We start from the raw sequence: 26,391 nt of genomic DNA on the forward strand, positions 1-26,391 counted from the left end.
TTTAGCGCTTTTTATTCTTTTAGTTTTTCGCCATAAGTGATTCGATTTCGTCAATCTCTTTAGGCACGTCGGATGTCAAAATTTCAACACCCGATGCTGTGATGACCACATCATCTTCTATGCGAACACCTATACCCTTGTACTTATCGGGTGCCACACTGTCTTGACTGATATAAATACCCGGCTCTACCGTTATCACCATTCCTGGCTTTAATGGGCGGTCTTGGCCATCTATTTTGTAGTTGCCTACGTCGTGCACATCTAGCCCTAAGAAGTGACCTAACCCGTGCATATAGAACTGCCGCCAGCTTTCGTTCTCAAGGTTTTCTGCCACACTACCGTCTAAAACACCAAGGTCAACTAAACCTTCGGTAATAATTTCTGCGCTGTGTAGCATTGCTTCGGAAAGCGTGACGCCGGGCGCTAGCATATCCAATACGCTTTTTTGCGCCTTCAATACAACGCTGTAAATTTCACGCTGAGCGTGACTAAACTTACCATTTGCAGGAAATGTTCGGGTGATGTCAGCAGCATAGCCTTGATATTCCGCGCCGGCGTCGATCAAGATCAAATCACCGTCATTTATCTGTGCGCTATTTTGCGTGTAATGCAAAATACAGGCGTTGTCACCGCTTCCTACAATAGTGCTGTACGCAGGCGAACGTGCGCCAGCCATAGCAAACTCATGGTGAATTTCAGCCTCTAACTGATATTCAAAACAGCCAGGAGACGCAAATTGCATAGCGCGTTTGTGAGCTCGGGCACTGATTTCCCCCGCCGCTTTCATCATTGCTACTTCGCAGGCTGATTTAAACAATCGCATTTCATGAAGCTGTGGGCGTAAATCGTGTACTGCGTAAGGCGCTAATGATTCTTTTGGCGCTTCACGCAAAGTATTTAAAGCTTCAGTAAATAATCGGTCGTGACTTTGGTTATGACCTAAAGCGAAGTAAACATTGTCTTGCCCTTGAATAGACGCCAATAAGGCTTCTTCTAATTCATGTGTTTCAAACGCTTCATCTAAGCTAAATCGGGAAAGCGCAGCTTCAGCACCGAGGCGCTTACCGTGCCAAATTTCAGCGCTTTTGTCTTTTTCCTGAACTACCATTGCGCGATAGCTCTCGCCGTAGCGAGGGTGATTAGACAATATCAACCATGCACCAGGCTCTTCAAAGCCCGTTAAATACCAAAAGTCGCTGTCTTGCCTAAAGGTATATTCGGTATCTCGGCTTCGCGTTACCAGCCCAGCGGCAGGTACTATACATACACTGTTTGGTTGGCACTGCGCCAACAGCCTGTCTTGTCTGGCAATAAACTCTTGAGCGCTAATCATAAACTAGAAAACCCTAACTAATTCACTGTAAAGTGAGCCCTTTAAACAGCTGCTACTTTTAACTTACCCTAAGTACTAGTGTACGGATGGTGTGTCTTGTTGATCATCAAGAAGTGATTGACCCAGTTCACTGAAGCATAAAATAGCTGAGATTTTCACGTATTCTTCTACTTCAAAAAGCGCTTTTTCAGATTCTTCATCCGCATCCATTGGCTCTTCCATACGAGAGATATCTGAGAAGTCTTCAAGGGCTTCTTTAACATCGTCAGAACACTGCACAAGGTCCTGCTGATGTAAACCGAAACCAAGCATAAAACCCTGCACCCAGTTGATAAGCGCAGCGCCGCGGTCGTTAATAGGCGCTTGGTCTTCTGGGAGTAGCAAGCTAAGCGCAAATTCAGGCTCTAATAACTGCTGACAGGTTTGATTGAAAAGCGTATTGAGAAGGTGTTGAGTTTGGTCGCTGAACGCATCACCTTGGTTGATGGTTTCGCTAAGGGCTTCAAGCCACTTTTGGTCGGTAAGCGACATGCCACCACAAAGCATTCCGGTTAGAATGCCGTGTACTTCTGCCGCATCTACAATGATACCTTGCTGTGACAATTTATTAGTTACGCTATCGTAATCGAGCTGTTTTTCCACGATTCGTTCTCTTTGTTTAAGATGAGTTGAGTTTTCACAGCCCTTTTTGATTTCGGCCGTTACTCCGTGATGGCGTTAATACTAGCAAAAATCAATATACAAAGCCCACTTTTGACAATTTAGCGTGTAGTGTTTGAACAGCGCATTTATAGTAAAGATTATACTTTGTACAACAAACTCATACATTGTTTACTGACTGTTCAAACAACCGCGAATTGGCGTTAATTTAACGAAATGCACGCTGCTATCCCTAGTAACGAACGCATAATTAATCTAAGATCATCATTGCTGGATACGGAATTCCTCTCGCAGCAGTATTTAAAAGACTTTTAAGTTTGTAACTAAATTACCTGTTTGGTTATTATTGAGCTTATCTTGTATGCGTGTATAATTGCTGACCAATTGGTCAAGAAAATAGTATTTTTTTACCGCTTTTATATTCACCACGCAAAAATAGTTATAAAGCGCGTTAGGTGATCCTCTTCACTGGATCTCGCGTTTGTTATACCCTGTTGCGTTAATACAACAACAATGTTTCCTGGGATGTTTGCTAGTTCATTCATGTCCCTGGCCGATGCTTTAAACCTAGGAAGTTGAAACAGCTGCTATTGTGCAAGCTCGACGCGTATCGAGAAGCCTACGGCAATTGTGATTCTTCCGCCCTGAACTTTTCGGTTCACGGGCGAAACATGGACAGCGGCATTCTGGGAAGCGCCCTCTTTCGACGGAAGAAGAAATGGCAATAATAAATTTTGGCTCTATAAATATTGACCACGTTTATCAGGTAGAACACTTTGTGCAACCTGGAGAAACGTTGGCCTCAACCCATTACCAAACACTACTAGGTGGTAAGGGTGCAAACCAGTCGATTGCTTTAGCGCAAGCAGGTGCAGACGTACGTCACGTCGGCAGCATTCACGAAAACGACGCCTCTTTCAAGCAAGCCCTTATCAAAAAAGGGGTAGATTGCCGTGGTGTTAAGTGTTCAGAAGTTCCTTCTGGTCACGCTATCATTCAAGTTACACCTAGCGGCGAAAATGCCATTGTGCTTTTTGGTGGTGCTAACCAAACCATTACAGCAAAAACGGTAATGCAAGCGCTAGACGATACACGCCCTTCAGATTGGGTACTAACCCAAAACGAAACCAGCAGCATTGAAGAAGTACTTCGCCAAGCGAAAGAAAAACAGTTGAAGGTTGCCTTTAACCCTGCGCCTATGAGCGAGTCGGTTAAACAGCTACCACTGGAATGCGTCGATTTGCTTATTGTTAATGAAACAGAAGCGGCAGCTATAACTGGCAAAGAAGAATTTGAAGATATTGTGACAGTGTTCAAAGAACAATGGTCACACTGCGAAGTTATCATTACACTGGGTAAAGCAGGCGTAATGATGCTGCGTAAAGACGACGTCATAGAAGTAAACGCTTTTTCTGTAGATGCAGTTGATACAACTGCGGCAGGCGATACCTTTATCGGTTATTTCTTATCTGCCTACAGTAACCACACCGATGCTAAACAGGCGTTGCGTCGTGGCTGTGCCGCATCAGCGATTGCAGTAACTCGTGAAGGCGCAGCACAGAGTATTCCAACACAAAAAGAAGTGGATCGTTTCTTAGCGAAACACGCCAACTAGCAAGACGCACTGAGAAAATTCGATGGCACATAAAATCATATTAGATACAGATCCGGGGATTGATGATGCAATGGCGATTTTTTTCGCCTTTCAGTCTCCAGACATTGAAGTACTTGGCTTAACTACCGTTTACGGTAACGTTCCAGTAACGATGGCAGCGCAAAATGCACTAACACTTTGTGAAATTGCAGGTAAAGATATTCCTGTAACCAAAGGCGTTGGTATGCCATGGGTTGGCCCAGAGTCAAACTATGCACACTTCGTACATGGTGAACACGGCTTTGGTCACATTAAACCTGAAGCGCCTAAGACGGAACTAGACCCTCGCAGCTCTGCGCAGTTTATCGTAGACATGGCGCGTAAGTACCCAGGCGAAATTACATTAGTGGCTATTGGTCCATTGGGTAACTTAGCCCTAGCCCTTCGTCTAGAGCCTGAGCTACCTAAGCTGGTTAAAGGCGTTAGCATTATGGGTGGCGCTGCGTTTGTACCTGGCAACGTTACGCCTGTAGCAGAAGCAAACATTTGGAATGACGCCCACGCAGCAGAAATCGTATTTGCGGCAGATTGGGAATTGACTATGTTTGGTTTGGACGTGACGAACTTCACGCCATTCTCGCCAGCTTTTGTTGAAAAACTTGAAGAGAAAAACAATACCCTTGGTGGCTTTGTGAAGGAAAGTGCTCAGTTCTACATGGACTTCTACTCGCAAAACCGTGAAGACCGCGTATGTTTCTTCCACGATGCGTTCCCAATTGCTCACCTTCGCCACCCAGAGTTATTTGAACTGACTGAAGGCCACGTTCGCGTTGGTACTGGCACACTGGACAGAGGCCAAACGGTGGTGGCACCAACAGGTACAACACCTAGCCCGCTATGGAATGAAGCAAATACCATAAAAGTAGCGACTAAAGTTGACCATCAAAAACTGGAACAACTATTCATAGACACCTACGCTTTGTGATATGTTTAAGGGATTGTTAATGAACAATCCCTTTTTTATTTCAGCGTTAGGTTTATATAGATGGAAGCAGCTGCACTCCCTGAAAATGAAGATGAACGTCTTGCCGAACTACTCAGCTACGATGTTCTTGATACTGAAGCGGAGCAGCTTTTCGACGACCTTACCACGTTAGCTTCTCAAATATGCGAAACCCCTATTGCACTTATCAGTCTTATTGACCCTGACAGGCAGTGGTTCAAATCTCGCGTTGGTCTAGATGCTGAAGAAACATCTCGCGAAATAGCCTTTTGCTCCCACGCTATTTTGCAAGAAGAAGTGTTTGAAATCCCTAATGCCACCTTAGACCCGCGATTCCATGACAACCCTTTAGTAACTGGTTCGCCAGATATACGCTTTTATGCAGGTGCGCCACTCATTACACCATCAGGCCACGCTATTGGTACGCTTTGCGCTATCGACCGCAAGCCTAGAACGCTAACTGAAGCACAAAAGACGTCGTTACAGACGTTAAGTAAATCAGTGGTAGCACATTTAGAGCTTAAGCGGAAAAACCGTGAACTTGAACGTACTAGCCAATTCAAGTCTGATTTCCTGTCCTATGTTAGCCACGAAATCAGAACACCACTTAATGCTATAAACACGTTTAGCCGTCTTCTTGAAGGCGAAGCTAAAAAGTTAGATCTCCCCCCGTCTTTTACCACCCCGCTTTCACATGTAAGCCAAAGCGGCGAAAGGCTTCTAGAAATTGTAAATTCGGTGTTAGATATCAAGCAAATAGAAGCCGGTAAAATGCGCGTAATGGCACGAGCGGTGAATACAAACGACTTCTTTACACATCTTTTTTCGTTAACTAAGATTCGCGCCGAAGACAGCGGTATTACCTTTTCCACCAGCATTGATAAATCGGTGCCCGACTCGCTATTTTTTGATGACACCAAGTTTGGACAGGTTGCACTAAATTTACTGTCTAACGCCATTAAATTTACCAATAAAGATAAGTCTGTAAGAGCGCAAGTAAAATACAAGGGTGGAAAAGTTATATTCAATGTCATAGATGAAGGCATTGGTATTAGCGAAGACGATCAAAAGCGACTCTTTGAGCCTTTCGAACGGATGGGTAACGCGCAAGAGATTAGTGGAACTGGCTTAGGCTTAAATATATCCAGGCGTCTTATCGAGCTTATGGATGGGACGATTAAAGTTAGCAGTAAATTAAATCACGGTACCCGCATAAGCGTAACCTTGCCCGCCGATGCGCTAAGTGCGAATCAGTTCGTTGAGGCACAACCACAGAGCTTTGTAGCACAAGTTAACATTGATAAATCTGCAAACGTGTTAGTGGTTGAAGACCACTATATAAACCAAGTGGTTATTCAAACCTTGTTTGAAAAATTAGGCGTGGCGCTTTCTGTGGTAAGCACAGGTGAAGAAGGGGTTGAATACGCTAGATCTAATCCTGTCGACCTAGTGTTAATGGACCTTAACTTACCCGGCATTCAAGGCGACGAAGCGACGGCACAGATAAAAGCTCACAAGCCAAGCTTACCTGTTGTAGCATTAACCGCTGACGTAATAACTGACTCTGAGTATTTGCGAGAAAGAGGTCTTGATGACGTGCTAACCAAACCCATAGACAATAGTGAGTTAGTTCGTGTGCTGAATTACTATTTAGGGCAGAAGAATCACTAACGGCCATACACGCCAAGCACGGTTGCCTAATATGCAAGTAAGCGTTTCACCAGAAAAACAGAAAGCTAGGGCCCTACTTCGCAAAAAGCTTCGCGAAGCGCGCCGTAATTTACCTGACGAACAGCATGAAGACGCTGCCCAGTGCATCGCGACTCAGCTAAACACCCTTCCCTTTGTTAAAAGCGCAACTACTGTAGCCGGGTACTTGGTTAACGATGGCGAAGTAAACTTAAAATACTACATCGAATCAACGTGGCAGTTCTCGCACAAAAAGTTCGCATTGCCTGTGCTACATCCTGTATGTAAAGGGCATTTGCTTTTTTTATCTTATACCCCCAATTCTTTGTTAATTAATAACAAATACAATATAGAAGAGCCTGCATTGACCTGTGAAGCCGTCATACCTGTTACACAATGCGATGTTATTCTTATGCCGCTAGTGGGGTTTGATACAAGCGGAAACCGCTTGGGTATGGGTGGGGGCTATTACGACCGCACCTTAAGCTTTACGCAACGCAAGTTGAATACTCAATCGGCCTTAAACCAGCATACGCCAAAATTGGTAGGTATCGCTCACGATGTGCAAGAAGTTGATGCCCTGCCCATTGCGCCGTGGGATGTGCCCCTCGATGCTATCGTGACCCCTTCTCGCACACTTATATTCACTAAACCGTAATTTCACTATATCAAATTGAACCTATGAACTTATGGGTTCATCTGCACTTATAAGTTACACTTGCAAGCATAATAAGTTGGAGAGTAACCATGGATCAGAACGAAAAAAAGCAAGCCGTAGCCAAAGCAGCCATCGACTATGTTGAAGCAGACAGTATTGTCGGTGTGGGTACGGGCTCTACTGTTAATTTTTTCATAGAAGAACTGGGCAAAATTAAGCACAAAATTGAAGGCGCGGTTTCAAGTTCAGAGGCATCTACCGAGCGCTTGAAAGCCTTGGGCATTGAAGTTTTCGAGTTGAATGAAGTTAGTAACCTTTCAGTTTATATTGACGGTGCCGACGAAGTTACCGAACACAAGCACATGATTAAAGGCGGCGGCGCCGCTCTGACCCGCGAGAAAATTGTAGCCGGTGCCGCTACCACGTTCGTTTGCATTGTAGATGAAAGTAAGCGCGTACCTGTTTTAGGTGACTTCCCACTTCCTGTAGAAGTTATTCCAATGGCTCGCTCTTTTGTCGCTCGCGAACTGGTAAAACTGGGTGGCGACCCCGAGTATCGACAAGGCGTTGTAACAGATAACGGTAACGTTATTTTAGATGTTCACAATCTTGAAATACTAAACCCACGTGAGTTAGAGCAAAAAATCAATAATATTCCTGGGGTAGTAACTAACGGTATTTTTGCGCTACGTGGCGCAGATATAGTGTTAAGTGCAACCGACAGTGGTGTTGAAACCTTTAAGTGATTCGGGCGGCTTAACCGCCCCTATTCTAGTGTTTTGTTGAAAAGCTAAGCGAAATACTGCTTTTAACTTAGCGCGTTTTCTGTTAATTTCCGTTTAGACGTCTAGATGTCTTAATTAATAATATTTTTGCAGCTAGATGTTTATGTTGCTTAAGGTTATGAACCTTTTTTATTAGAGCAATTAGCGTAACTAAAACGCTAGATAGCAGGCGCTAAACCAAGGCTCTGTTGCAAATAAGGTAGTGCATCTTTAAATGTTAGCTACTGAGAATTTATGAGATGCTATGGTTGGCACTGCCAGAAACCCCAATTAAATCAGCGAGAGATAGCGAGTTCATGAGCAAAGTTTCATTAGAGAAGGATAAAATCCGAATTTTGTTGTTGGAAGGTGTTCACCAAAGTGCTTTGGAAACACTACAAAGCAATGGGTATAGCAACATTGAATTTCTCAAAACCTCTCTTCCTGAAGATGAGTTAATTGAGAAGATTAAAGACGCCCACTTTGTTGGTATTCGTTCACGTACACAGATTACCGAGAAAGTAGTTGATGCGGCACAAAAACTTGTTGCTATTGGTTGTTTCTGCATTGGTACCAACCAGGTTAATCTTGAAGCTACGCAGCGCCGTGGTATTCCCGTTTTCAACGCGCCTTTTTCTAATACTCGCTCGGTTGCAGAACTTGTTCTTGGGCAAATTATTCTTTTGCTTCGCCAAGTGCCTAGCAAAAACGCCAAAGCTCACCGCGGTGAATGGGAAAAAACCGCAGTAGGTTCGTACGAAGCTCGCGGAAAAACTTTAGGTATTATCGGCTATGGCCACATAGGTACACAGCTAAGTATTCTTGCTGAGCACCTTGGTATGCGCGTTCAATTCTTCGATATCGAAGACAAGCTAGTGCTGGGTAACTCAGCTCAGGTGAAGTCGCTTGAAAAGCTACTTAATACCTCTGATGTGGTATCACTACACGTTCCCGAAACGCCGCAAACCCAAGATATGATTGGCGAAAAAGAGCTGTCTCAAATGAAGAAAGGCAGCATTCTTATTAACGCATCTCGCGGTACTGTGGTTGATATTGACGCACTTGCCAAAGCACTGGAAAGCGGTCACCTTAATGGCGCAGCAATTGATGTATTCCCAGTAGAGCCTAAGTCTAATACTGAAGAATTTGAATCGCCGCTTCGCGCGTTCGACAACGTTATTCTTACGCCACACGTTGGCGGAAGCACGCAGGAAGCACAAGAAAACATTGGTATTGAAGTAGCGGGTAAGTTAGCAAAATACAGCGATAACGGCTCTACGTTGTCGGCAGTTAACTTCCCTGAAGTATCACTGCCTGAGCACACAGGTCGTTCGCGTTTGCTGCACGTACACAAAAACCAGCCGGGCATTCTTACGCAAATTAACCAAGCCTTTGCGGAAAAAGACATCAATATTGAAGCTCAGTATCTACAAACTAATGCTGAAATTGGTTATGTAGTAGTAGATGTTAAAGAAGACCGCGGCTATGAAGCACTAGCAGAACTTCAACAAATAGACGGCACTATTAAGACCAGAATCCTTCATTAAACAAAACGTTTAATAAAACACTTGCTTGATATTTAGTTAAAAAAAACGCTGCAAATTTGCAGCGTTTTTTTGTATCTGTACTTTTGTTTTACTTAGCAATGCACTGGTTCTAGCGCCTATTCCAACAACACTATGGCATCAGTGTATAAAGGAATTACCTAGGTAAAACATTTAACCGCCTCAACGCACAACCGAGCAGTCAAGGCGCTTCAGCAAAGCTTAAAAGAAGTTGTAAACTAGGCTTACTGCAGTTTCTGTATCAAGTTTTTCTACGTCTTCATCAACGTTAGTGTTGTGATCTAATTTGAACGAAAGACGCATAGAAAGGTTCCCACTGATCGTAGCAGTAAGTGCAGATTCAGCACGTGACTTCGTGTTGTCAGAGCCCACTTCAGTACTCACGGTTTGCGTGAATTTAGCAGTGTCAGAAATTTTCCAAGAATACGCTGTTGATGCACGAACAATCATGCTATCAAGATTTTCATCTTCTTGTGTTTCGATGAACGAGTAACCAGGACCAATTGAATATTCTAGAGTGTGGCGATCATTCTCTAGCACTTTTTGGTTCCAACCCGCTGCTACCGTTGCTTGGTAGTTAAAGTTGCTAAAGCGGTCGTCTTCATATGATGCGAAGGCAAATAAACGGTTATCAGGGTTTTCTAGCTTATAGTTACCCTGCGCCGAGCCGAAGAACTTTTGCGCAGATGTGTACTCAACGTCTTCGCCATTATCATCTTCTGTAGTCTCTTTTTTGTATAGACCTTCAAGGGCGTAGTCATTGCTCCAATTTTCTAACTCTTGGTGTGCGGTAATACCCGCGCTGATTGAAGTCGTCTCAGTGTTACCTGATGTAGATATGAAGCCAAGCTCCCCTTCCATTGTGAAAGGTTTTACTTCTTTAGCTTGAGCGAATACGGCAGGAGAAAGAGAAATTGCAACTAGAGATGCAAGCACTTGCTTTTTCATTGAACAATCCTATTGATTATCGGTCCATTCGTTGTACACGACACCTTAAGTACTGCAAGGCGGTACAACACGAGTTTTAAAAGAGGTCAGCTAAATAGCGTCGAAAAATAAACCAACGCTACAAACAATGGTGCGCAGTGTACATTTTCAACGCTCTCAGTCAATCCACCCGCGGTAAAAAGCCGGTTTTAAGCCTTAAATTTACACTAATTGACTAAAAAAACTGATAGACCAATGCTACAGATGTCTCTGTGCTTAACGCTGCGACATCTTCAGGGGTGTCGGTTTCATGATTTAGTATAAACGAAAGCTTCATCGCTAATGAGCCGAATACATTTGCTGAAAGTGAGGTTTCAGAACGGGACTTGGTATTTTCTTCACCAGCTTCTGTGCTCACAAATTGACGCAGTTTGGCACCCGAGACTCCAGTGATATTTGTACTCGGCTGATGCGCGTACTATTACCCCGTCGTTAACAAGATTATCGCTGTCTTCTTCTGCTTCGATAAAGGTGTAACCTGGCCCTACACTATAACGAAACTCACTGTCTTCGTTTCGCCAAACGCGCTGGGACCAACCTGCGGCTAATGAAGCTCGGTGCTCATACCCTGTAAATTTATCATCTTCATAGTCGCCGTACATAAAAAGGCGGCGGCCTGGCGTAAGTAGCTTATAGTCGAATTGCGCGCTGGTAAAAAAGCGCTGTGCGCTTATGTCGCGCTCTGTGGTAGGCGTGCCGCTTTCTTTGTAGAGCAGCTCAGCAAAATAAACACTGCTCCAATTTTCGGTTTCATGATCGGCATTCACTGCCGCTTTCACACTCGCAGCAGACGTATTGCCTGTATTGAGAAGTACACCCAGTTCTCCATCCATTGTAAAACGGGGAATTTCGTCATCAGCGTCTGGAGTAAAATCGGCGTGATAAAGGGTCTCAATAAGGTCTCTTGCATGTGCTGAGAAACACATACCAATACAAATAGCACCTACAACAACGTGCGGCCGGAAGATTTTTGTGAACATAATCTGATTTTACGTCGAGCTTTTTAGTTATTAGATTACGTCTAAATAAGACGCTTATAATACCAATCCTCTGGAAGAACTTTACTGTGTTTTACAGTTTATCAGTGCTATAACAGAATTGAGGCACTGAAAGCTCAGTGAATAAGCGAGACAATTTTTGCTGTTTCTTGCTCAGCATATTCAATTGAATTACTTATCACTTCCATATCGAGACTTACTGTATTGGCTATCTCAGGCGTAAAAAGTTCAATGTCAGCATAACTTTCTTTATCAAGTTGACTAAGCGTTATTCGACTAGAAAGAGCAAGGACGCAGATATCAACATCAGAAGCGTACTTTGCTTCGTCGTTCATAAATGATATCGGATAGTACAAACCAATAGGCAAGTGCCATTTTTCCAGTATGATACCGCTACAATGTGCAAACGTAAAACCGAAATGAGCTAACTGTTCAGTATGTGGCAACTCGCTTTTTTGTGCGTGACGGTAATCGTCATAACGCTTGGGTTCTTTCTTAGCGACAATGAGCTCACTTAGATTCTGAAGAATTCCCATTACAAAAAAACGTTCAGCGCCGCGAATATTCAGTCGCATCGCTAGACTTTTCGCGACCATGCCGCAATAAACAGAGGCATGCCAATGCTTGTCTAAATCAATTAGCAATGTATCGAAGTGCTTAAAGGCAGTGGTTGCCGTTTCAGCAATCACTAAATTATAAAGCGCTTCGCCACCTATTACGTTAATCGCTTTTGTCAGAGACGCGATTTGAGAGGGAAAACGAAAAAGTGAACTATTGGCTAGCCGTAAAACTTTAGCAGTAAGCGAAGGGTCGGCACTAACTAATACAGCAATCTCTTCGATACTAGAGCGAGGATCATCTAGCGTTGAACGCAAGCGAACGCATATATCGGGTAACGTAAACGATTTTGTAGCATACGAAACATACTTATCTAACGGCATCAAAAAATTCTCTAACTCTTTTTAACTTTTTTCAGGCGGCTCATTGAAAAGAGAAAATTGTTCGGCTGACTCTTCACTTTTTAGCTCTTGCGCTTTGCGTAACTTCGCCAATACGGCTTTTTCACGTCTTACACACGCACTGATTATTTTTCGTTTTGTCGCATCATCAACTTTGAGCCAATAAAGGCGTTCATCTCGACTTCTGTAACAGCCTTTACAAAACCCTCTTGGACCAGACTCGCAGACACCAATACAAGGGCTTGGAATTTCAAAAAACTCAAGCTGTTGGGACTGCGCTTTAGGGTCCTTCATTTCAGGCTTGCCACCTTAATTAATAAGCGTTAAGCGCTGAAGTACTCAGCACTTCTTTAAATTAAAACGTATACCCGCAAATCTAGCCACTAGACATTAGCAGTAATCTAATACATAAAGTGCACAAATGCGTGAACTCGCCGTGTCTAGTCAATTCACGTTGCCAGTCTTAGCATAGCATGAATATCAATCTACAAGCGTATATTCAATGGTAGACACTACCCGCACCTTCTTAATGTGAGGATGGTGACTATCGCGGCTTGAAATACTGAACTGCCCTTGGTTGGCGCGTTTAATTTTACCCAATGTACTGTTTGAATCTTTGGCAAACTTTTCCGCCACCTCTCGAGCATTAAGCGTAGCTTCTTCAATCATTTCAGGCTTTACTTCATTTAAGCGGGTGAATACATAGTCAGGCTGTGCACGATAGCTTTGGTCTGATAATACAATACCGCTTTTAATTAACTCCCCAATTTGCTGCATGAGCGCTCGCACTTTTTCGACATCATTTGAAAAGACAGTAACGGTTTGAATGGCGCTGTAGCGAAATGGTGCTTTTTCACTACTTCCATATTGTTGTGCCAATTTGTCATTTATTTCAGGCTTTCCAATAGTAATGCTTTCTGCTGAAATGCCCTTCTCTTCTAAAAAGTTAGCCACCTGAAGGCTATTCTTTTCGATATGTTCATACAGTTGAGGTAAGTCATTGCCCGCATCAACAAATTGAATAGGCCAAATAACCTGATCTGCTATGTACTCTCGCTCCGACAGTCCTTTTACGGTAACTACCCTATCCCACGTTTGCATATCGTTCATTGACGATGATACCTGAACACCAAGCAAAGCCACCGCAACCACCATGCCCAAGGCCATTACTAACGCCGCACCTATTTTCATTCGAATCTCCGTTTATCTGCTGTACTTTTTAACTTTATCTTAAGGATGCAGGGAAATATAAGCATTTAGATAATGTAATACGAGATAAATGCTGACCAAAGGTGGCAAAAAAAAGGCCACTCAAATGAGTGGCCTAAAGAGCCCCTTAAGAGGGCAACGCTTGGGTAGACGGGAGAGTTAACCTTTACGCTGTATCAGGTAATAAAATACCGGAGTTAAGATAAGTCCAAATACGGTAACACCAATCATGCCAGAGAATACTGCCACACCCATGGCTTGACGCATTTCAGAGCCGGCACCGGTCGATACCGCCATTGGCAGCACACCCATGATGAAAGCAATGGATGTCATGAGTATTGGCCGAAGACGTAAACGGCTAGCCTCTTTAATGGCTGAAAGCGCGTCCATTCCTTTGTCTTGAAGTTCTTTGGCAAACTCAACAATAAGAATGGCATTTTTAGTGGCAAGGCCAACTAATACAATTAAGCCTATTTGGGTAAATATATTGTTGTCGCCGCCATAAACTTGCACACCAATAAGGGCGCTCAGCAAGGTCATAGGTACAATCAATATGATTGCCAGTGGCAAACGCAGGCTTTCGTATTGTGCAGCCAGTACTAAGAACACCAAAAGCACAACTAATGGGAATACAAACGCTGATGCATTGCCCGCTAATATTTGCTGATAGGTGATCTCAGTCCACTCGTAAGTCATGCCAAGTGGTAACGTTTCAGCCAGTATTTCCTCAATAGCTGCCTTCGCTTGGTCAGACGAATAGCCTGGCGCTGCTGCACCGTTTATTTCAGCGGTAACGTATCCGTTATAGTGCATAACACGGTCAGGGCCTGCACTGTGCTCAATGTTCAAGAATGAGCCAAGCGGGATCATCTCACCTTGTGCATTACGCACTTTAAACTGCGTAATGTTCTCAATATCCTGACGGTATTGGGCATCAGCTTGTACATTTACTTGGTAAGTTCTACCGAACAAGTTGAAGTCGTTCACGTATAACGAACCTAAGTAGCCCTGCATGGTGGTAAACAAGGTATCGATGTTTACACCTTGGCTTACCGCTTTTTCACGGTCTACATCTACATCGAGCTGAGGTACAGCAACAGTGAAGCTGGTAAATGCATCGGTAAGCGCTGGGTGTGCCCACGCTTTGCCAATCACTTCTTGCGTTACACGCTCAAGTTCTTCAAAGCCTAGGTTTCCTCTGTCTTCAACCTGCAAACGGAAACCACCAATGGTGCCTAACCCCATAACTGGTGGCGGCGGGAATATCGCCACAAAGGCACCTTTTATAGATCCAAAGTTCTGGTTAAGCTGGGCAGCAATGGCGCCACCAGATAGATCAGGCGTCGTTCTTTTATCAAAGTCGGTCAGGGTTGCAAACAACACGCCTGAGCTTGGACTATTGGTAAACCCGTTAATATTCAAGCCAGGGAATGCAATTGCATCTTCAACACCAGGGTGTTCCATAGCAATACGAGACATTTCACGGATCACTTCTTCAGTTCTGTCTAAGCTTGCTGCATTTGGCAGTTGAGCAAAGGCAACCAAATACTGCTTATCTTGCGGCGGAACGTAGCCTGTTGGTGTATTGGCAAACTGGAAGTAAGTAAGCCCAAGCAAACCTGCGTAAAGCACCATGATGATACTGCTTTTACGAATAAGCCCACCCACAGCACCAGTGTAGCGCTTTGAATTGCGGTCAAAGAAACGGTTAAACGGTGAAAATACAAAGCGACCAAACACTTTATCCATGCCACGAGTAAGCCAGTCATTCGCTTTGCCATGGGGTTTTAACAGCAATGCAGATAATGCAGGGCTAAGCGTTAATGAGTTAATTGCAGAAATTACCGTAGAGATAGTAATTGTTAGGGCAAACTGCTTATAGAACTGCCCGGTAAGACCGCTCATGAAAGCAGTAGGTACGAATACCGCAGCAAGTACCAATGTTGTGGCAATGATAGGACCGGTTACTTCTTTCATTGCCTGTACGGTGGCTTCAAACGGCGCTTTGCCTTCAGAGATATTACGCTCTACGTTTTCGACAACAACGATGGCGTCGTCCACAACAATACCAATTGCCAACACTAAACCAAACAGCGACAGTGCATTAAGCGAGAAGCCCATTAGCTGCATAAACGCGAACGTTCCCACAAGTGAAATAGGTACTGCAACGAGTGGAATAATAGACGCACGCCATGTTTGTAAGAACAGTACAACAACAAGTACAACTAACAATACAGCTTCAAGAAGTGTACTAATTACCGCTTCAATCGAACCGCGAACAAATACGGTAGGGTCGTAGGCAATTTCGTATTCAAGGCCTTCAGGGAACGCCTTAGACAGTTCCGCCATACGAGCGCGAACGTCATCTGAAATTTGGATAGCATTAGAGCCTGGTGCTTGGAAAACCGGCACCGCTGCCGCAGGGTTATTGTTAATAAGTGAACGCAGTGCATAAAACTCTGAACCTAGTTCGATACGCGCAACGTCTTTAAGACGGGTTATTTCACCATTCTCACCCGACTTAACAATAATATTTTCAAATTCGGCTTCATCTTTTAAACGGCCGCGCACATTGATAAGCAGCTGAAATTCGCTGGTACCCGTAGGCTGTGCACCAAGACTACCTGCCGCCGCTTGCTGGTTTTGGTCGGCAATAGCTGCTGCCACATCGCCAGGGTTTAACTGGAGCGCAGCCAGTTTGTTAGGGTCTAACCATACTCGCATGCTGAATTCACCAGCACCGAACAGGCGCACTTGCCCAACGCCATTGATTCGCGCTAGCTCGTCTTTGACAAACTGATCAGCATAGTTTGAAAGATAAAGCATGTCATAACGATTATCAGGCGACGTCAGGTGCACTACCATGGTTAAATCTGGTGACGATTTTTCAGTTACCACACCTAAGCGCTGCACTTCTTGAGGTAAACGCGGTGTCGCGCGATTTACACGGTTTTGTACCAGCGTTGTGGCTTCATCTGGATCCGTGCCAATCGCAAACGTTACCGTTAAGGTCATGCGGCCGTCGCTGGTAGCTTGAGAAGACATATACAGCATATCTTCAACACCGTTAATTTCTTGTTCTAACGGCGTAGCGACTGTTTCAGCAATAACTTCAGGGTTAGCGCCAGGATAATTCGCGGTTACCACAACAGTAGGCGGCACCACTTCAGGGTATTCAGTGATGGGCAGTTGCCAAACAGCGATGGCACCACCGATAAAAATAAGTAGGGAAAGCACGCCCGCAAAAATCGGGCGGCTAATGAAAAACTGCGAAATGTTCATTACTTAAGACCTGCCGTTGCTGTACCCGAGGTAAATGAACCACCAGATAAAACATCTTCATACTGCGCCATGTTTTGGGTTACTTGGGTAGCGTTATCAACACGTGACTGCCAGTTGGATAAGTTTGCAAGCGCATCTTCATCACCCATGGGGACTTTATTTGCGGCAACTTGTGCACCAGGGCGCACACGCTGTAGGCCATCAACTACAATAGTGTCGTTAGCGTTTAGGCCACTTGTGATAATGCGCATGCTGCCCACTTTGTCGCCTAGCTTAACCGCACGGTATTCCACTTTACTTTCGTCATTTACAACCAGTACAAACTTGTTATTCAGATCTGTGCCGATAGCTTTTTCTTTAATAAGAATGCCCTCTTCATCGGTGTCACCTGCCAATTTTAGATGCGCAAACAAGCCAGGGATTAAACGCCCCTCTTTATTATTAAAAACCGCGCGAACGCGAAGTGTGCCGGTACTACCGTTAACCTGGTTGTCGATAAAATCAATTTGACCCCAGTGGTTATAATCAGACTCGTTAGCAAGGCGCATTGCTACTGGCTGCTCGCTCACTGCTGTTGAAGCCGCTGATTTATCGGTTAGATAGTTTAGGTAGGTCTGCTCATCAATATCGAAATACGCATATAAACGGTCGGTCGATACGATGCGAGTCAACTCTGTTTGTCCAGCTGTAACAAAGTTGCCTTCGGTGATATTTGCACGAGATATGCGACCTGAAATAGGTGCTTCAACACGCGCAAAGCCACGATTCAAACGCGCTACTTCCAGCGCGGCTTGCGTTTGATTTAAGCTGGCTAGCGCTTGGTTTTTTTCAGCTAGGCGAGCATCTAACACTTCTTCAGAAACCGCCTGGGTTTTACGAAGTTTAAAAGCACGGCTATAGTTTTGCTCAGCCAACTGAACGCGACTTTTGGCTTCTTCAAGCTGTGCAGTCAATCGATCAACTTCTGCTTTAAACGTCCGGTTATCAATTAAGAATAGAGTTTGCCCTTGTTCGACATATTCGCCTTCGTCAAATGCAACAAAGTCAATATAGCCCGACACGCGAGGGCGAAGCGCAACAATTTGCGGAGACTCTAAACGACCTGTAAAATTATCCCACTCGGTTAAACGCTGAGTCACCACGGTAGCCACATCAACAGGAACGCCTGCATTTTTGTTTGCGCTCATTGATTGACTTGGATCCTGCTCGTCACCACCGCATGCAGCGACAAGCGCAGTTAGGCTGACTATTGCCAATAAACGGGTAAAAGTATTCATTGCAAGATTCTCTAAAAGTTAGACTAAAGTTTGATGCCGCGCATTATGCACACCCTCAAACAATAAAAATAATTATCTTTTTATATGAAACACATCACATGATATTATGTATTGGAGATCGGGCTAGAAGAGACAACTGCTTTTAAAGATTTAAAAGCATGGTTTCGTAGAGAAACTAAAAATAACCGTATAAAAAGCGTGAACTTAGGAAAATCAACGGTTACAGCGGTGGAGTGTACCAATGTCGCTCGTCGCATTCATTTGGAAAATAAATGCTTTTAGCTATAACCTATAACTAAACTATGTCAGTTAAATTACATAGCCAAAAACGAGGTAAACGGCAGCTTTTTTCATTGTTCGATTGATGAAAGCAGATTGTCCGCAATAGACACCGGAGACAACCATGCGTCCACATGATTTAAATTTATTGATGATTTTTGATGCCATCATGACTGAGGGTGCCATTACTCGCGCAGCTGACAGACTGTCGATGACGCAGCCCGCCGTTTCTAATGCCCTGTCACGCATGCGCACAGCATGGAATGATGAGCTATTCGTGAAAGACGGCCGTGGTATTCAGCCTACCTCTTTTGCTAAAAACTTATGGAGCCAGATTCAGGGGCCTTTAGGCGAGCTTGAAGTTGCCGTTAACCCAACTGACTTTAACCCTGCAACAGCAAAGCGTACCTTTCGTATAGCTGCAACTGACAGCATCGTTTCTATGGTGTGGGGGCCGCTACGCAAAGTTATTGAGAATGAGGCGCCTGGTATTAATATCCATGCTATTCCTAATTACGATATGGAAACGGATAAAATACTTAAAGATGCCGAAGCTGAACTGACCTTCTCTAAACACCAAGAGCCCGGCTCTGTAATTCGCTCTGAACATGTGCTTGACCCAAGCTGGGTTGTGGTAATGCGCCCCGATCATCCACTAGCAAAATCACAACTATCGTTGGAAGACTTTGTAGCAGCAGATCACTTGCTAGTGTCAGTGACAGGCGATGTAACCGGCCCAACCGATCAGGCGCTCGCTAATTTGGGCCTCAAGCGCCGTGTTGCCATGTCAGTAAACCAGTTCTACAACGCTACCCCGCTATTAAAAGAGAGCAACCTTATTTGTGTAGCACCATCGTTGGTTATGGAGAGAGAGATTTTCTCAGGTGAACTAGCAGTGTTTGAAACGCCTGTAGAAATTATTAGCTCCCCTCTATCTGTAATGTGGCATAAGCGCCAAGACCAAGACGCTGGCTTGCAGTGGCTTAGGAGCTTAGTGGTTAAATTTATTCGTGAGCGTGTTCAGCGCCACGAGATGCTACTGTCTCAGTGCTGCCGCAAAGCATATTGTGCCGATACGGTTAAACGCTTTATGGACCAGCGCAATATGGATTGTGAAGAGTTTACGCCCGCTCATTTAAATGCGCCTAGTAACGATGAAGAAGCGAAAGTCATAGCGGGAAAAGAGACGGCCTAAGTCTTTTAGTCAGTCTCAAAAAAACAGCCTAGGGTGGCTAACCATGCAAGCGCTTCACTTTCAGAATCACTGAAATAGCATGCTAAATTGGCTGTTGCATATACGCGTTCAAACTGACTTTTAACCAAAGCGGGTATGTCGGCGTTATTAGTGACAAAAGCACAAGCTTGCATACCATATTGCTTTCTTAGACGAACGGACTCAATTAAAGCTTGCTCGGCGTCTGGTGTTAAAATTCCCACTCCTTGTACGAAAATCAAAAAACCCCACGGCTGTCCACCTAGAGGTAAGGCGAGTTTTTTGACATCTTCGTGGTAGTGTTGAAAGAGCGCTTTTGTTACTACACCCTTTCCATCTAGGCGAATAACGTTTCCTTTAAGTTCAACGCTGTATTCGCCAAATTTTGATTGTACTTTAATTGGATCTTTAATTTTTGCTGACATCTACTACCGCTTAGTATTTCTTTCACCGAACATGGATATTTGAAATTAAATTCGAAATAAAGTGTAGTACAAAAAAACCCGCTTAAAAGCGGGTTTTTAAATAATCTAAAAAGAAAGTATTTTGAAAAGAAGCTAATTTACTTCTTTTTCTTTGCTTTAGGGTTTGGCAAGTCAGTAATGCTTCCTTCGAAGATTTCAGACGCAAGACCAATTGATTCGTTAAGCGTTGGGTGAGCGTGGATAGTCAATGCTACATCTTCAGCATCAGCGCCCATTTCGATAGCTAGGCCAATTTCACCAAGCATTTCGCCCGCGTTGGTACCTACCATTGCGCCACCGATAACACGGCCCGTTTCTTTTTCGAAAATCATCTTGGTCATACCGTTAGTTGCATCAGATGCAATGGCACGGCCTGAAGCTGCCCACGGGAAGGTTGCTGTTTCGTAGCTTACGCCCTGCTCTTTCGCTTCTTTTTCAGTTAGACCAACCCAAGCTACTTCTGGCTCAGTGTACGCTACTGAAGGAATAGCACGTGGGTCGAAGTAGTGCTTCTGTCCAGCAATAACTTCTGCTGCTACGTGACCTTCGTGAACCGCTTTGTGCGCAAGCATAGGCTGACCTACAAGGTCACCAATTGCGAAGATATGGTCTACGTTTGTACGCATTTGCTTATCAACATTGATAAAGCCACGCTCGTCAACGTTTACGCCAGCTGCATCTGCGCCAACCATCTTGCCATTTGGCTTACGACCAACAGCAACAAGTACTTTGTCGTAGCGTACTGGCTCAGCAGGTGCGTTCTTGCCTTCAAACGTTACATATAGGCCATCATCTTTAGCTTCAACCGCAGTAACTTTAGTCTCAAGCATGATGTTAAACTTGTCTTTGTAGTCTTTCATGAATACTTTCATGATGTCTTTGTCAGCAGCTGGAATTAGCTGATCTAAGAATTCAACTACATCAATGTTTGAGCCAAGTGCTTCGTACACAGTACCCATTTCTAGACCGATGATGCCACCGCCTAGTACTAGCATTTTCTCTGGAATGTCTTTCATTTCCAGCGCGCCAGTTGAGTCGATTACACGGTCATCTTCTGGGATGAACGGTAGGCTTACAGGCTCAGAACCCGCAGCGATGATCGCTTTCTCGAAAGTAATAGTAGTAACGTCGTCACCATTTTTTACTTCTAGAGTATTTGCGCCAGTGAACTTACCGTAGCCTTGTACATGCTTGGTTTTACGCATTTTAGACATACCGCCAAGACCGTTTGTTAGTTGGCTAACAACACTGTCTTTATATTCGCGGATTTTATCTAAATCGATGGTAGGCTCGCCAAACGTAACACCATGGCTTGCAAGGTGCTTCGCTTCTTTCATCACTTTTGCAACGTGAAGAAGGGCTTTTGAAGGGATACAACCAACGTTAAGACAAACACCACCAAGCGTGTCGCGTGAGTCTACGATAACTGTTTCAATACCTAAGTCAGCCGCACGGAATGCTGCTGAATAACCGCCAGGGCCGCCGCCCAGTACCACCAATTGCGTTTTAATTTCGCTCATTGTGAACCTCAATCCTGTTCTTGTAGGGTCATGCTATTACTTTTGTGTAATAGCATAACCTAAATGCCGTCAAAAAGGCTGATAAAATCATCGAAAATGTTACTGATATTGTAAACTTTTTCGGCCTTTTAATTAAAGTATGATTCTGCGTAAGTCAGTTAGGTTTGCAGCAACCTCAGTAGAGAATCTTGCACCTACTGCACCGTCGATAACACGGTGGTCATAAGACAGGCTAAGCGGCACCATTAAGCGCGGCTCGAATTCTTTACCGTTCCACTTAGGCTTCATCTCAGACTTAGATACACCTAATATGGCGACTTCTGGTGCATTTACAATAGGCGTAAACGCCGTACCGCCAATACCACCTAGGCTAGAGATAGTAAACGTACCACCCTGCATGTCGGCCGCTTTAAGCTTGCCTTCACGGGCTTTCTTAGATGTTTCGATAAGCTCGCGAGAAAGTTCTTCAATACCTTTCTTATTTACATCGCGAATAACAGGTACAACAAGGCCTCCCGGTGTTTCAACCGCAATACCAATGTTGATAAATTTCTTAATGATTAAGCTCTCACCATCGTCAGACAGTGATGAGTTAAATACTTCATATTTCTCAAGGGCTTTCGCTACCGCTTTCATTACGAATACGAGTGGCGTGATCTTAAGACCAGACTTGATCTTCGCATGGTAAGCGTTTTGCTCTTTACGGAAATCTTCTACTTCAGTGATATCGGCTTCGTCGAACTGTGTAACATGCGGGATAGTCGCCCAGTTACGGTGTAAGAACGGTCCAGAGATCTTCTGAATACGAGAAAGCTTTTGCTCTTCAATCTCACCAAACTTGCTGTGATCAACAGGTTTAACTGGCACGATCTGAAGTACGTTGTCGCCTACTGGCGCGCTGCCAGAAGCCGCAGCCGTGCGAGGTTTCGCAAGCTCAGCTTTCACGTAGGCCTGAACGTCTTCTTTCAAGATACGGTTTTTAGGGCCAGAACCGTTAACTTGAGTCAGGTCTACACCAAACTCACGCGCGATACGGCGGACGGAAGGAGAAGCATGTGCTTTACCTGTATTCTTAGCTTCTGGCGCTGGCGGCACAGGAGAGCGGCCTTGCGAGGCTTCTTGCTGTGACGCTTGTTTGGTTTCTTGTTGCTTAGGTGCTTCTTGCTTAGGTGCTTCAGCAGGCTTTTCAGCTGCACTTGAAGACGAACCGCCGCTGGTCTCAAGCTTAACAACCAATGTACCTTGCTTAACCTTATCACCCGTCTTGATAAAGACTTCCTTGATAGTACCTGCGTGGGTTGAAGGTACATCCATGGTGGCTTTATCAGTTTCTAGCGTAATTAAGCCGTCTTCTTTCTCAACGCTATCGCCAGCTGATACAAGTACGTCGATAACGTCTACTTCACCGTCTTCACCAATATCCGGCACAGCTACTTCAATGGTTTCACTGCTTGAAGATGCCGCTGGCGCTGATTCTTGCTTTTCACTTTCCTGCGCAGCCGGTGCAGACGCTTCAGAAGAAGCATCGCTAGACGCCGATTCACTTGAAGACGAGCCTGAACCCGCTACTTCAAGCTTAATAACAACCGTACCTTCTTTCACTTTATCGCCAGTGCTGATGAATACTTCTTTCACCGTACCTGCGTGTGTTGAAGGAACGTCCATGGTCGCTTTATCGGTTTCTAGGGTAATTAGTCCATCTTCTTTTTCAATGGTGTCGCCCACTGAAACCAAAACGTCAATTACGTCAACTTCGTCGTCAGAACCGATATCCGGTACTGCAACTTCAATGACTTCGCTGCTGCCAGACGCAGCAGGTGCTGCCTCTGACTTGCTTTCTTCTTTTGGTGCTTCATCTTGCTTAGGCGCTTCTTCTTGTGAAGCGTCGTCTGAAGATGATTCTTCAGCGGTGCTCTTATCAGAACTGTCGCCACCTGCAGCCTTCATTTCACCAATCACATCGCCTTCTTTGATTTTATCACCTACTGAAACAGACAGGCTTACAATCTCACCTTCAAACGGTGCTGGGATGTCCATTGACGCCTTGTCACTTTCAACAGTAACAACGCCTTCATCGGCTTCGATGTTGTCGCCTACGGCAACACATAGCTCGATAACTTCAACTTCGTCACCGCCTACGTCGGGTACGATAATCTTTTGAATATCTGACATATGTAAAATACCTTATCTGGCTTACGCGTAAAGTGGGTTAAGTTTTTCAGCGTTAATATCAAAACGCTTAATGGCTTCTGCTACCACTTTCTTCTCAACGTCGCCGCGCTGAGCTAGTTCGTAAAGTGATGCCACCACAATGTATGACGCATTAACTTCAAAGTGAGTACGCAAGTTTTCACGGCTATCGCTTCGACCGAAACCGTCTGTACCTAGGCAGCGGTATTCAGTTTCAATGAACGCGCGTACTTGGTCTGAGTAGTTCTTCACATAGTCAGTGGCAGAAATCGCAGGACCTGCATCTTTCGTAATTACCTGACCAATGTAAGGTACTTTTTGCTCAGCTTCAGGGTTAAGCATGTTCCAGCGCGCAACGTCTTGACCTTCACGGGCTAGCTCGTTGAATGAGGTCACAGAGTAAACGTCAGAAGATACGTTGTAGTCTTCACACAGAATTTGTGCCGCTTTACGCACTTCGTTCAAGATAGTACCAGAGCCCATTAGCTGTACGTTAAGCTTAGACTTGTCGTTTTCAACGCGCTCAAGCTTGTAAATACCCTTAATGATTTGCTCAGCAACATCATCACCTTCTGGCATTGCAGGGTGCTGATAGTTCTCGTTCATCAATGTTAGGTAATAGAAAATATTTTCATTGTTACCGTACATGCGACGCAGACCGTCTTGAACAATAACCGCTACTTCGTAACCGTACGTTGGATCGTAAGTAATACAGTTAGGAATTAGGTTCGCCTGAACGTGTGAATGACCGTCTTGGTGCTGTAGACCTTCACCATTAAGCGTAGTTCTACCTGCTGTAGCGCCTAATAGGAAACCACGTGCTTGGCTATCACCCGCTGCCCATGCAAGGTCACCAACACGTTGGAAACCAAACATTGAGTAGTAAATATAGAACGGAATAGTCGTAGCGTTACACGTTGAGTAAGACGTACCTGACGCTACCCACGATGCCATTGCACCTAGCTCGTTAATACCTTCCTGAAGTACCTGACCTTTCTTATCTTCGCGATAGTAAGCTACCTGGTCGGCATCTTGAGGTACGTATTTCTGGCCTTCGTTGGCATAAATACCTACCTGACGGAATAAGCCTTCCATACCGAAAGTACGAGCTTCATCAGGAATAATTGGTACTACACGCTTACCAATTTTCTTATCTTTCAACAATGCGTTAAGTACACGCACAAACGTCATCGTTGATGAAACTTGACGGTCACCAGAACCTTTTAAGATAGCATCGAATGCGCTTAGTTCTGGAACTTCTAATTGCTCTTCAGCCTGTTCACGGCGAGAAGGCAGGTAGCCACCTAGCGCTTCACGACGTGCGCGAAGGTACTTCATTTCTTCGCTGTCTTCGTCGAACTTGAAGTAAGGCAGGTCAGCAATCTTCTCGTCTGCTACTGGAATATTGAAACGGTCGCGGAACGCTTTGATTGAATCAACGTCCATTTTCTTAACGTTGTGCGCTACGTTTTGTGCTTCGCCTGATGCACCAAGACCGAAACCTTTAACCGTTTTAGCAAGGATTACTGTTGGACGACCTTTCGTATCAATCGCTTTTTGGTAAGCTGCGAATACTTTTACTGGATCGTGACCACCACGGTTTAAGCGCCAGATGTCATCATCAGACATATTCGCTACAAGTGCCGCTGTTTCAGGGTACTTGTTGAAGAAGTTCTCACGTGTGTACTTACCGCCTTTGGCTTTACAGTTCTGGTATTCTCCGTCTACTGTTTCACCCATAAGCTGAATTAGCTTGCCAGATTTATCACGAGCTAATAGCTCATCCCAGTAGCTACCCCAGATTACTTTCACTACTTCCCAGCCTGCGCCGCGGAACGTACCTTCAAGTTCTTGGATAATTTTGCCATTACCACGTACCGGGCCGTCTAGGCGCTGTAGGTTACAGTTGATAACGAACGTTAGGTTATCTAGGCCTTCACGAGACGCAAGACCGATTGCACCCAAGCTCTCTGGCTCATCACACTCGCCATCACCCATGTAGCAGTATACGCGCTGACCTGAACAGTCTTTAATACCACGGTTAGTTAGGTATTTAAGGAAACGTGCTGTGTAGATAGCTTGAAGTGGACCAAGGCCCATAGATACGGTTGGGAACTGCCAGTAGTCTTTCATCAAGTGAGGGTGTGGGTAAGACGACAGACCATCGCCCGCACACTCTTGACGGAAGTTGTTTAACTGCTCTTCAGTTAGGTTACCTTCCATGAAAGAACGCGCATAAATACCTGGAGAAATATGGCCCTGTGCAAAAATAAAGTCGCCGCCTTGATTTTCATTAGGCGCTTTAAAGAAGTGGTTGAAACCAACATCGTAAAGCATAGCCGATGATGCGAAGCTACCAATGTGGCCACCAAGCTCTAGGTCTTTTTTCGATGCACGCAATACAATCATTAGTGCGTTCCAACGAATAGCAGCACGGATGCGCGCTTCGATGGTCAAGTCGCCAGGCATTTTTGGCTCTTGCGCTGCAGGGATAGTATTGATGTAGGCAGTAGTAGCGTCATACGGTAAATGCGCTCCGCTGCGACGTGCTTTATCAATAAGTTTTTCGAGTAAATAGTGGGCGCGTTCTACGCCTTCCTCTTCTAAAACCGACTCAAGCGCATCAATCCACTCTTTAGTTTCTTGAGGATCTACATCTTGGTGCATCATATCAGACATGGTGCCATCCTATTTTTTGCTTATATAGAAAATCCTCCATTAGCATTGCCTCTATCTTAAAGGCGCTA

General features: G+C 44.7%; 19 protein-coding genes, 1 other RNA gene and 1 pseudogene. 8 read left to right on the forward strand and 13 right to left on the reverse strand.

All coding sequences use genetic code 11. The features are described from left to right. Positions 1-19: 19 nt before the first annotated feature. Both pepP and ACYX4W_RS17780 read right to left on the reverse strand, forming a co-directional pair. Positions 20-1,333: a Xaa-Pro aminopeptidase gene (gene pepP / locus ACYX4W_RS17775; protein ID WP_476074076.1), complete on the reverse strand. Its 1,314-nt coding sequence runs from the start codon at positions 1,331-1,333 to the stop codon at positions 20-22. A 75-nt stretch (positions 1,334-1,408) separates the two neighbouring features. Beyond that, on the reverse strand, positions 1,409-1,975 hold the full coding sequence (locus ACYX4W_RS17780) for a UPF0149 family protein (protein ID WP_179984225.1): 567 nt from the start codon (positions 1,973-1,975) through the stop codon (positions 1,409-1,411). Positions 1,976-2,507: 532 nt separating this feature from the next. Between ACYX4W_RS17780 and ssrS the strand changes: the two genes are divergently transcribed. The 7 genes from ssrS to serA all read left to right on the forward strand — a co-directional run bounded on the left by ssrS (position 2,508) and on the right by serA (position 9,248). Next, positions 2,508-2,690, forward strand: a non-coding RNA gene (gene ssrS, locus ACYX4W_RS17785) — 6S RNA. Positions 2,691-2,711: 21 nt separating this feature from the next. Beyond that, positions 2,712-3,608 (forward strand): ribokinase, encoded by an 897-nt coding sequence (locus ACYX4W_RS17790; protein ID WP_474805400.1) that lies wholly within the window; start codon positions 2,712-2,714, stop codon positions 3,606-3,608. Between the two features lie 22 nt (positions 3,609-3,630). After that, positions 3,631-4,572 (forward strand): nucleoside hydrolase, encoded by a 942-nt coding sequence (locus ACYX4W_RS17795; protein ID WP_476074077.1) that lies wholly within the window; start codon positions 3,631-3,633, stop codon positions 4,570-4,572. A 60-nt stretch (positions 4,573-4,632) separates the two neighbouring features. Continuing rightward, positions 4,633-6,261 carry an ATP-binding protein gene (locus ACYX4W_RS17800; protein ID WP_476074078.1) on the forward strand — a complete coding sequence of 543 codons (1,629 nt, stop codon included), beginning with the start codon at positions 4,633-4,635 and terminating at the stop codon, positions 6,259-6,261. A 31-nt stretch (positions 6,262-6,292) separates the two neighbouring features. Beyond that, the gene (locus ACYX4W_RS17805; protein ID WP_476074079.1) at positions 6,293-6,937 is read left to right on the forward strand and encodes a 5-formyltetrahydrofolate cyclo-ligase; all 645 of its coding nucleotides are present in this window, start codon (positions 6,293-6,295) and stop codon (positions 6,935-6,937) included. Between the two features lie 89 nt (positions 6,938-7,026). Then, positions 7,027-7,683: a ribose-5-phosphate isomerase RpiA gene (gene rpiA / locus ACYX4W_RS17810; RefSeq protein WP_476074080.1), complete on the forward strand. Its 657-nt coding sequence runs from the start codon at positions 7,027-7,029 to the stop codon at positions 7,681-7,683. A gap of 335 nt (positions 7,684-8,018) precedes the next feature. After that, on the forward strand, positions 8,019-9,248 hold the full coding sequence (gene serA, locus ACYX4W_RS17815; RefSeq protein ID WP_474805395.1) for a phosphoglycerate dehydrogenase: 1,230 nt from the start codon (positions 8,019-8,021) through the stop codon (positions 9,246-9,248). Between the two features lie 219 nt (positions 9,249-9,467). Here serA and ACYX4W_RS17820 read toward each other — a convergent pair whose 3' ends face one another. From ACYX4W_RS17820 to ACYX4W_RS17850, 7 genes and pseudogenes are all read right to left on the reverse strand, one after another. Then, positions 9,468-10,214: a DUF481 domain-containing protein gene (locus tag ACYX4W_RS17820; RefSeq protein WP_474805394.1), complete on the reverse strand. Its 747-nt coding sequence runs from the start codon at positions 10,212-10,214 to the stop codon at positions 9,468-9,470. A 214-nt stretch (positions 10,215-10,428) separates the two neighbouring features. Then, positions 10,429-11,233: pseudogene (locus tag ACYX4W_RS17825) on the reverse strand (DUF481 domain-containing protein). Between the two features lie 134 nt (positions 11,234-11,367). Then, positions 11,368-12,192: an HDOD domain-containing protein gene (locus tag ACYX4W_RS17830; RefSeq protein WP_476074081.1), complete on the reverse strand. Its 825-nt coding sequence runs from the start codon at positions 12,190-12,192 to the stop codon at positions 11,368-11,370. A gap of 21 nt (positions 12,193-12,213) precedes the next feature. Further along, positions 12,214-12,504, reverse strand: coding sequence for a DUF1289 domain-containing protein (locus ACYX4W_RS17835; RefSeq protein WP_476074082.1), 291 nt, complete (start codon positions 12,502-12,504; stop codon positions 12,214-12,216). Positions 12,505-12,690: 186 nt separating this feature from the next. Continuing rightward, entirely contained in the window at positions 12,691-13,401 is a 711-nt protein-coding gene (locus tag ACYX4W_RS17840; protein WP_476074083.1) for an SIMPL domain-containing protein, read from the reverse strand. A 177-nt stretch (positions 13,402-13,578) separates the two neighbouring features. Next, entirely contained in the window at positions 13,579-16,701 is a 3,123-nt protein-coding gene (locus tag ACYX4W_RS17845; protein WP_476074084.1) for an efflux RND transporter permease subunit, read from the reverse strand. After that, positions 16,701-17,978, reverse strand: coding sequence for an efflux RND transporter periplasmic adaptor subunit (locus ACYX4W_RS17850; RefSeq protein ID WP_476074085.1), 1,278 nt, complete (start codon positions 17,976-17,978; stop codon positions 16,701-16,703). Before ACYX4W_RS17850 ends, ACYX4W_RS17845 begins: the two co-directional genes overlap by 1 nt. Before the next feature lie 403 nt (positions 17,979-18,381). Here ACYX4W_RS17850 and ACYX4W_RS17855 point away from each other — a divergent pair, with 403 nt between their 5' ends. Then, on the forward strand, positions 18,382-19,452 hold the full coding sequence (locus ACYX4W_RS17855) for a LysR family transcriptional regulator (RefSeq protein WP_476074086.1): 1,071 nt from the start codon (positions 18,382-18,384) through the stop codon (positions 19,450-19,452). Positions 19,453-19,457: 5 nt separating this feature from the next. On the opposite strand, the gene ACYX4W_RS17860 is transcribed toward ACYX4W_RS17855, so the two are convergent. From ACYX4W_RS17860 to aceE, 4 genes are all read right to left on the reverse strand, one after another. Further along, entirely contained in the window at positions 19,458-19,895 is a 438-nt protein-coding gene (locus ACYX4W_RS17860; protein ID WP_476074087.1) for a hypothetical protein, read from the reverse strand. Between the two features lie 137 nt (positions 19,896-20,032). After that, positions 20,033-21,454, reverse strand: a complete 1,422-nt coding sequence (gene lpdA / locus ACYX4W_RS17865; protein ID WP_476056039.1) for a dihydrolipoyl dehydrogenase — start codon at positions 21,452-21,454, stop codon at positions 20,033-20,035. Between the two features lie 132 nt (positions 21,455-21,586). Then, on the reverse strand, positions 21,587-23,626 hold the full coding sequence (aceF, locus tag ACYX4W_RS17870; RefSeq protein WP_476074088.1) for a pyruvate dehydrogenase complex dihydrolipoyllysine-residue acetyltransferase: 2,040 nt from the start codon (positions 23,624-23,626) through the stop codon (positions 21,587-21,589). Positions 23,627-23,647: 21 nt separating this feature from the next. Beyond that, entirely contained in the window at positions 23,648-26,323 is a 2,676-nt protein-coding gene (gene aceE, locus ACYX4W_RS17875) for a pyruvate dehydrogenase (acetyl-transferring), homodimeric type (RefSeq protein WP_474855054.1), read from the reverse strand. Positions 26,324-26,391 lie beyond the last annotated feature (68 nt).

It is taken from the genome of Alteromonas sp. ABH4_454 (genome assembly GCF_056311775.1).

Coding starts and splice junctions, on each gene's coding strand:
- ACYX4W_RS17820 (WP_474805394.1), bottom strand. CDS start 10,214: ATGAAAAAGCAAGTGCTTGCATCTCTAGTTGCAATTTCTCTTTCTCCT.
- ACYX4W_RS17805 (WP_476074079.1), top strand. CDS start 6,293: ATGCAAGTAAGCGTTTCACCAGAAAAACAGAAAGCTAGGGCCCTACTT.
- serA (WP_474805395.1), top strand. CDS start 8,019: ATGAGCAAAGTTTCATTAGAGAAGGATAAAATCCGAATTTTGTTGTTG.
- ACYX4W_RS17795 (WP_476074077.1), top strand. CDS start 3,631: ATGGCACATAAAATCATATTAGATACAGATCCGGGGATTGATGATGCA.
- ACYX4W_RS17840 (WP_476074083.1), bottom strand. CDS start 13,401: ATGAAAATAGGTGCGGCGTTAGTAATGGCCTTGGGCATGGTGGTTGCG.
- ACYX4W_RS17850 (WP_476074085.1), bottom strand. CDS start 17,978: ATGAATACTTTTACCCGTTTATTGGCAATAGTCAGCCTAACTGCGCTT.
- ACYX4W_RS17845 (WP_476074084.1), bottom strand. CDS start 16,701: ATGAACATTTCGCAGTTTTTCATTAGCCGCCCGATTTTTGCGGGCGTG.
- ACYX4W_RS17800 (WP_476074078.1), top strand. CDS start 4,633: ATGGAAGCAGCTGCACTCCCTGAAAATGAAGATGAACGTCTTGCCGAA.
- aceF (WP_476074088.1), bottom strand. CDS start 23,626: ATGTCAGATATTCAAAAGATTATCGTACCCGACGTAGGCGGTGACGAA.
- pepP (WP_476074076.1), bottom strand. CDS start 1,333: ATGATTAGCGCTCAAGAGTTTATTGCCAGACAAGACAGGCTGTTGGCG.
- ACYX4W_RS17830 (WP_476074081.1), bottom strand. CDS start 12,192: ATGCCGTTAGATAAGTATGTTTCGTATGCTACAAAATCGTTTACGTTA.
- aceE (WP_474855054.1), bottom strand. CDS start 26,323: ATGTCTGATATGATGCACCAAGATGTAGATCCTCAAGAAACTAAAGAG.
- rpiA (WP_476074080.1), top strand. CDS start 7,027: ATGGATCAGAACGAAAAAAAGCAAGCCGTAGCCAAAGCAGCCATCGAC.
- ACYX4W_RS17855 (WP_476074086.1), top strand. CDS start 18,382: ATGCGTCCACATGATTTAAATTTATTGATGATTTTTGATGCCATCATG.
- ACYX4W_RS17860 (WP_476074087.1), bottom strand. CDS start 19,895: ATGTCAGCAAAAATTAAAGATCCAATTAAAGTACAATCAAAATTTGGC.
- lpdA (WP_476056039.1), bottom strand. CDS start 21,454: ATGAGCGAAATTAAAACGCAATTGGTGGTACTGGGCGGCGGCCCTGGC.
- ACYX4W_RS17835 (WP_476074082.1), bottom strand. CDS start 12,504: ATGAAGGACCCTAAAGCGCAGTCCCAACAGCTTGAGTTTTTTGAAATT.
- ACYX4W_RS17790 (WP_474805400.1), top strand. CDS start 2,712: ATGGCAATAATAAATTTTGGCTCTATAAATATTGACCACGTTTATCAG.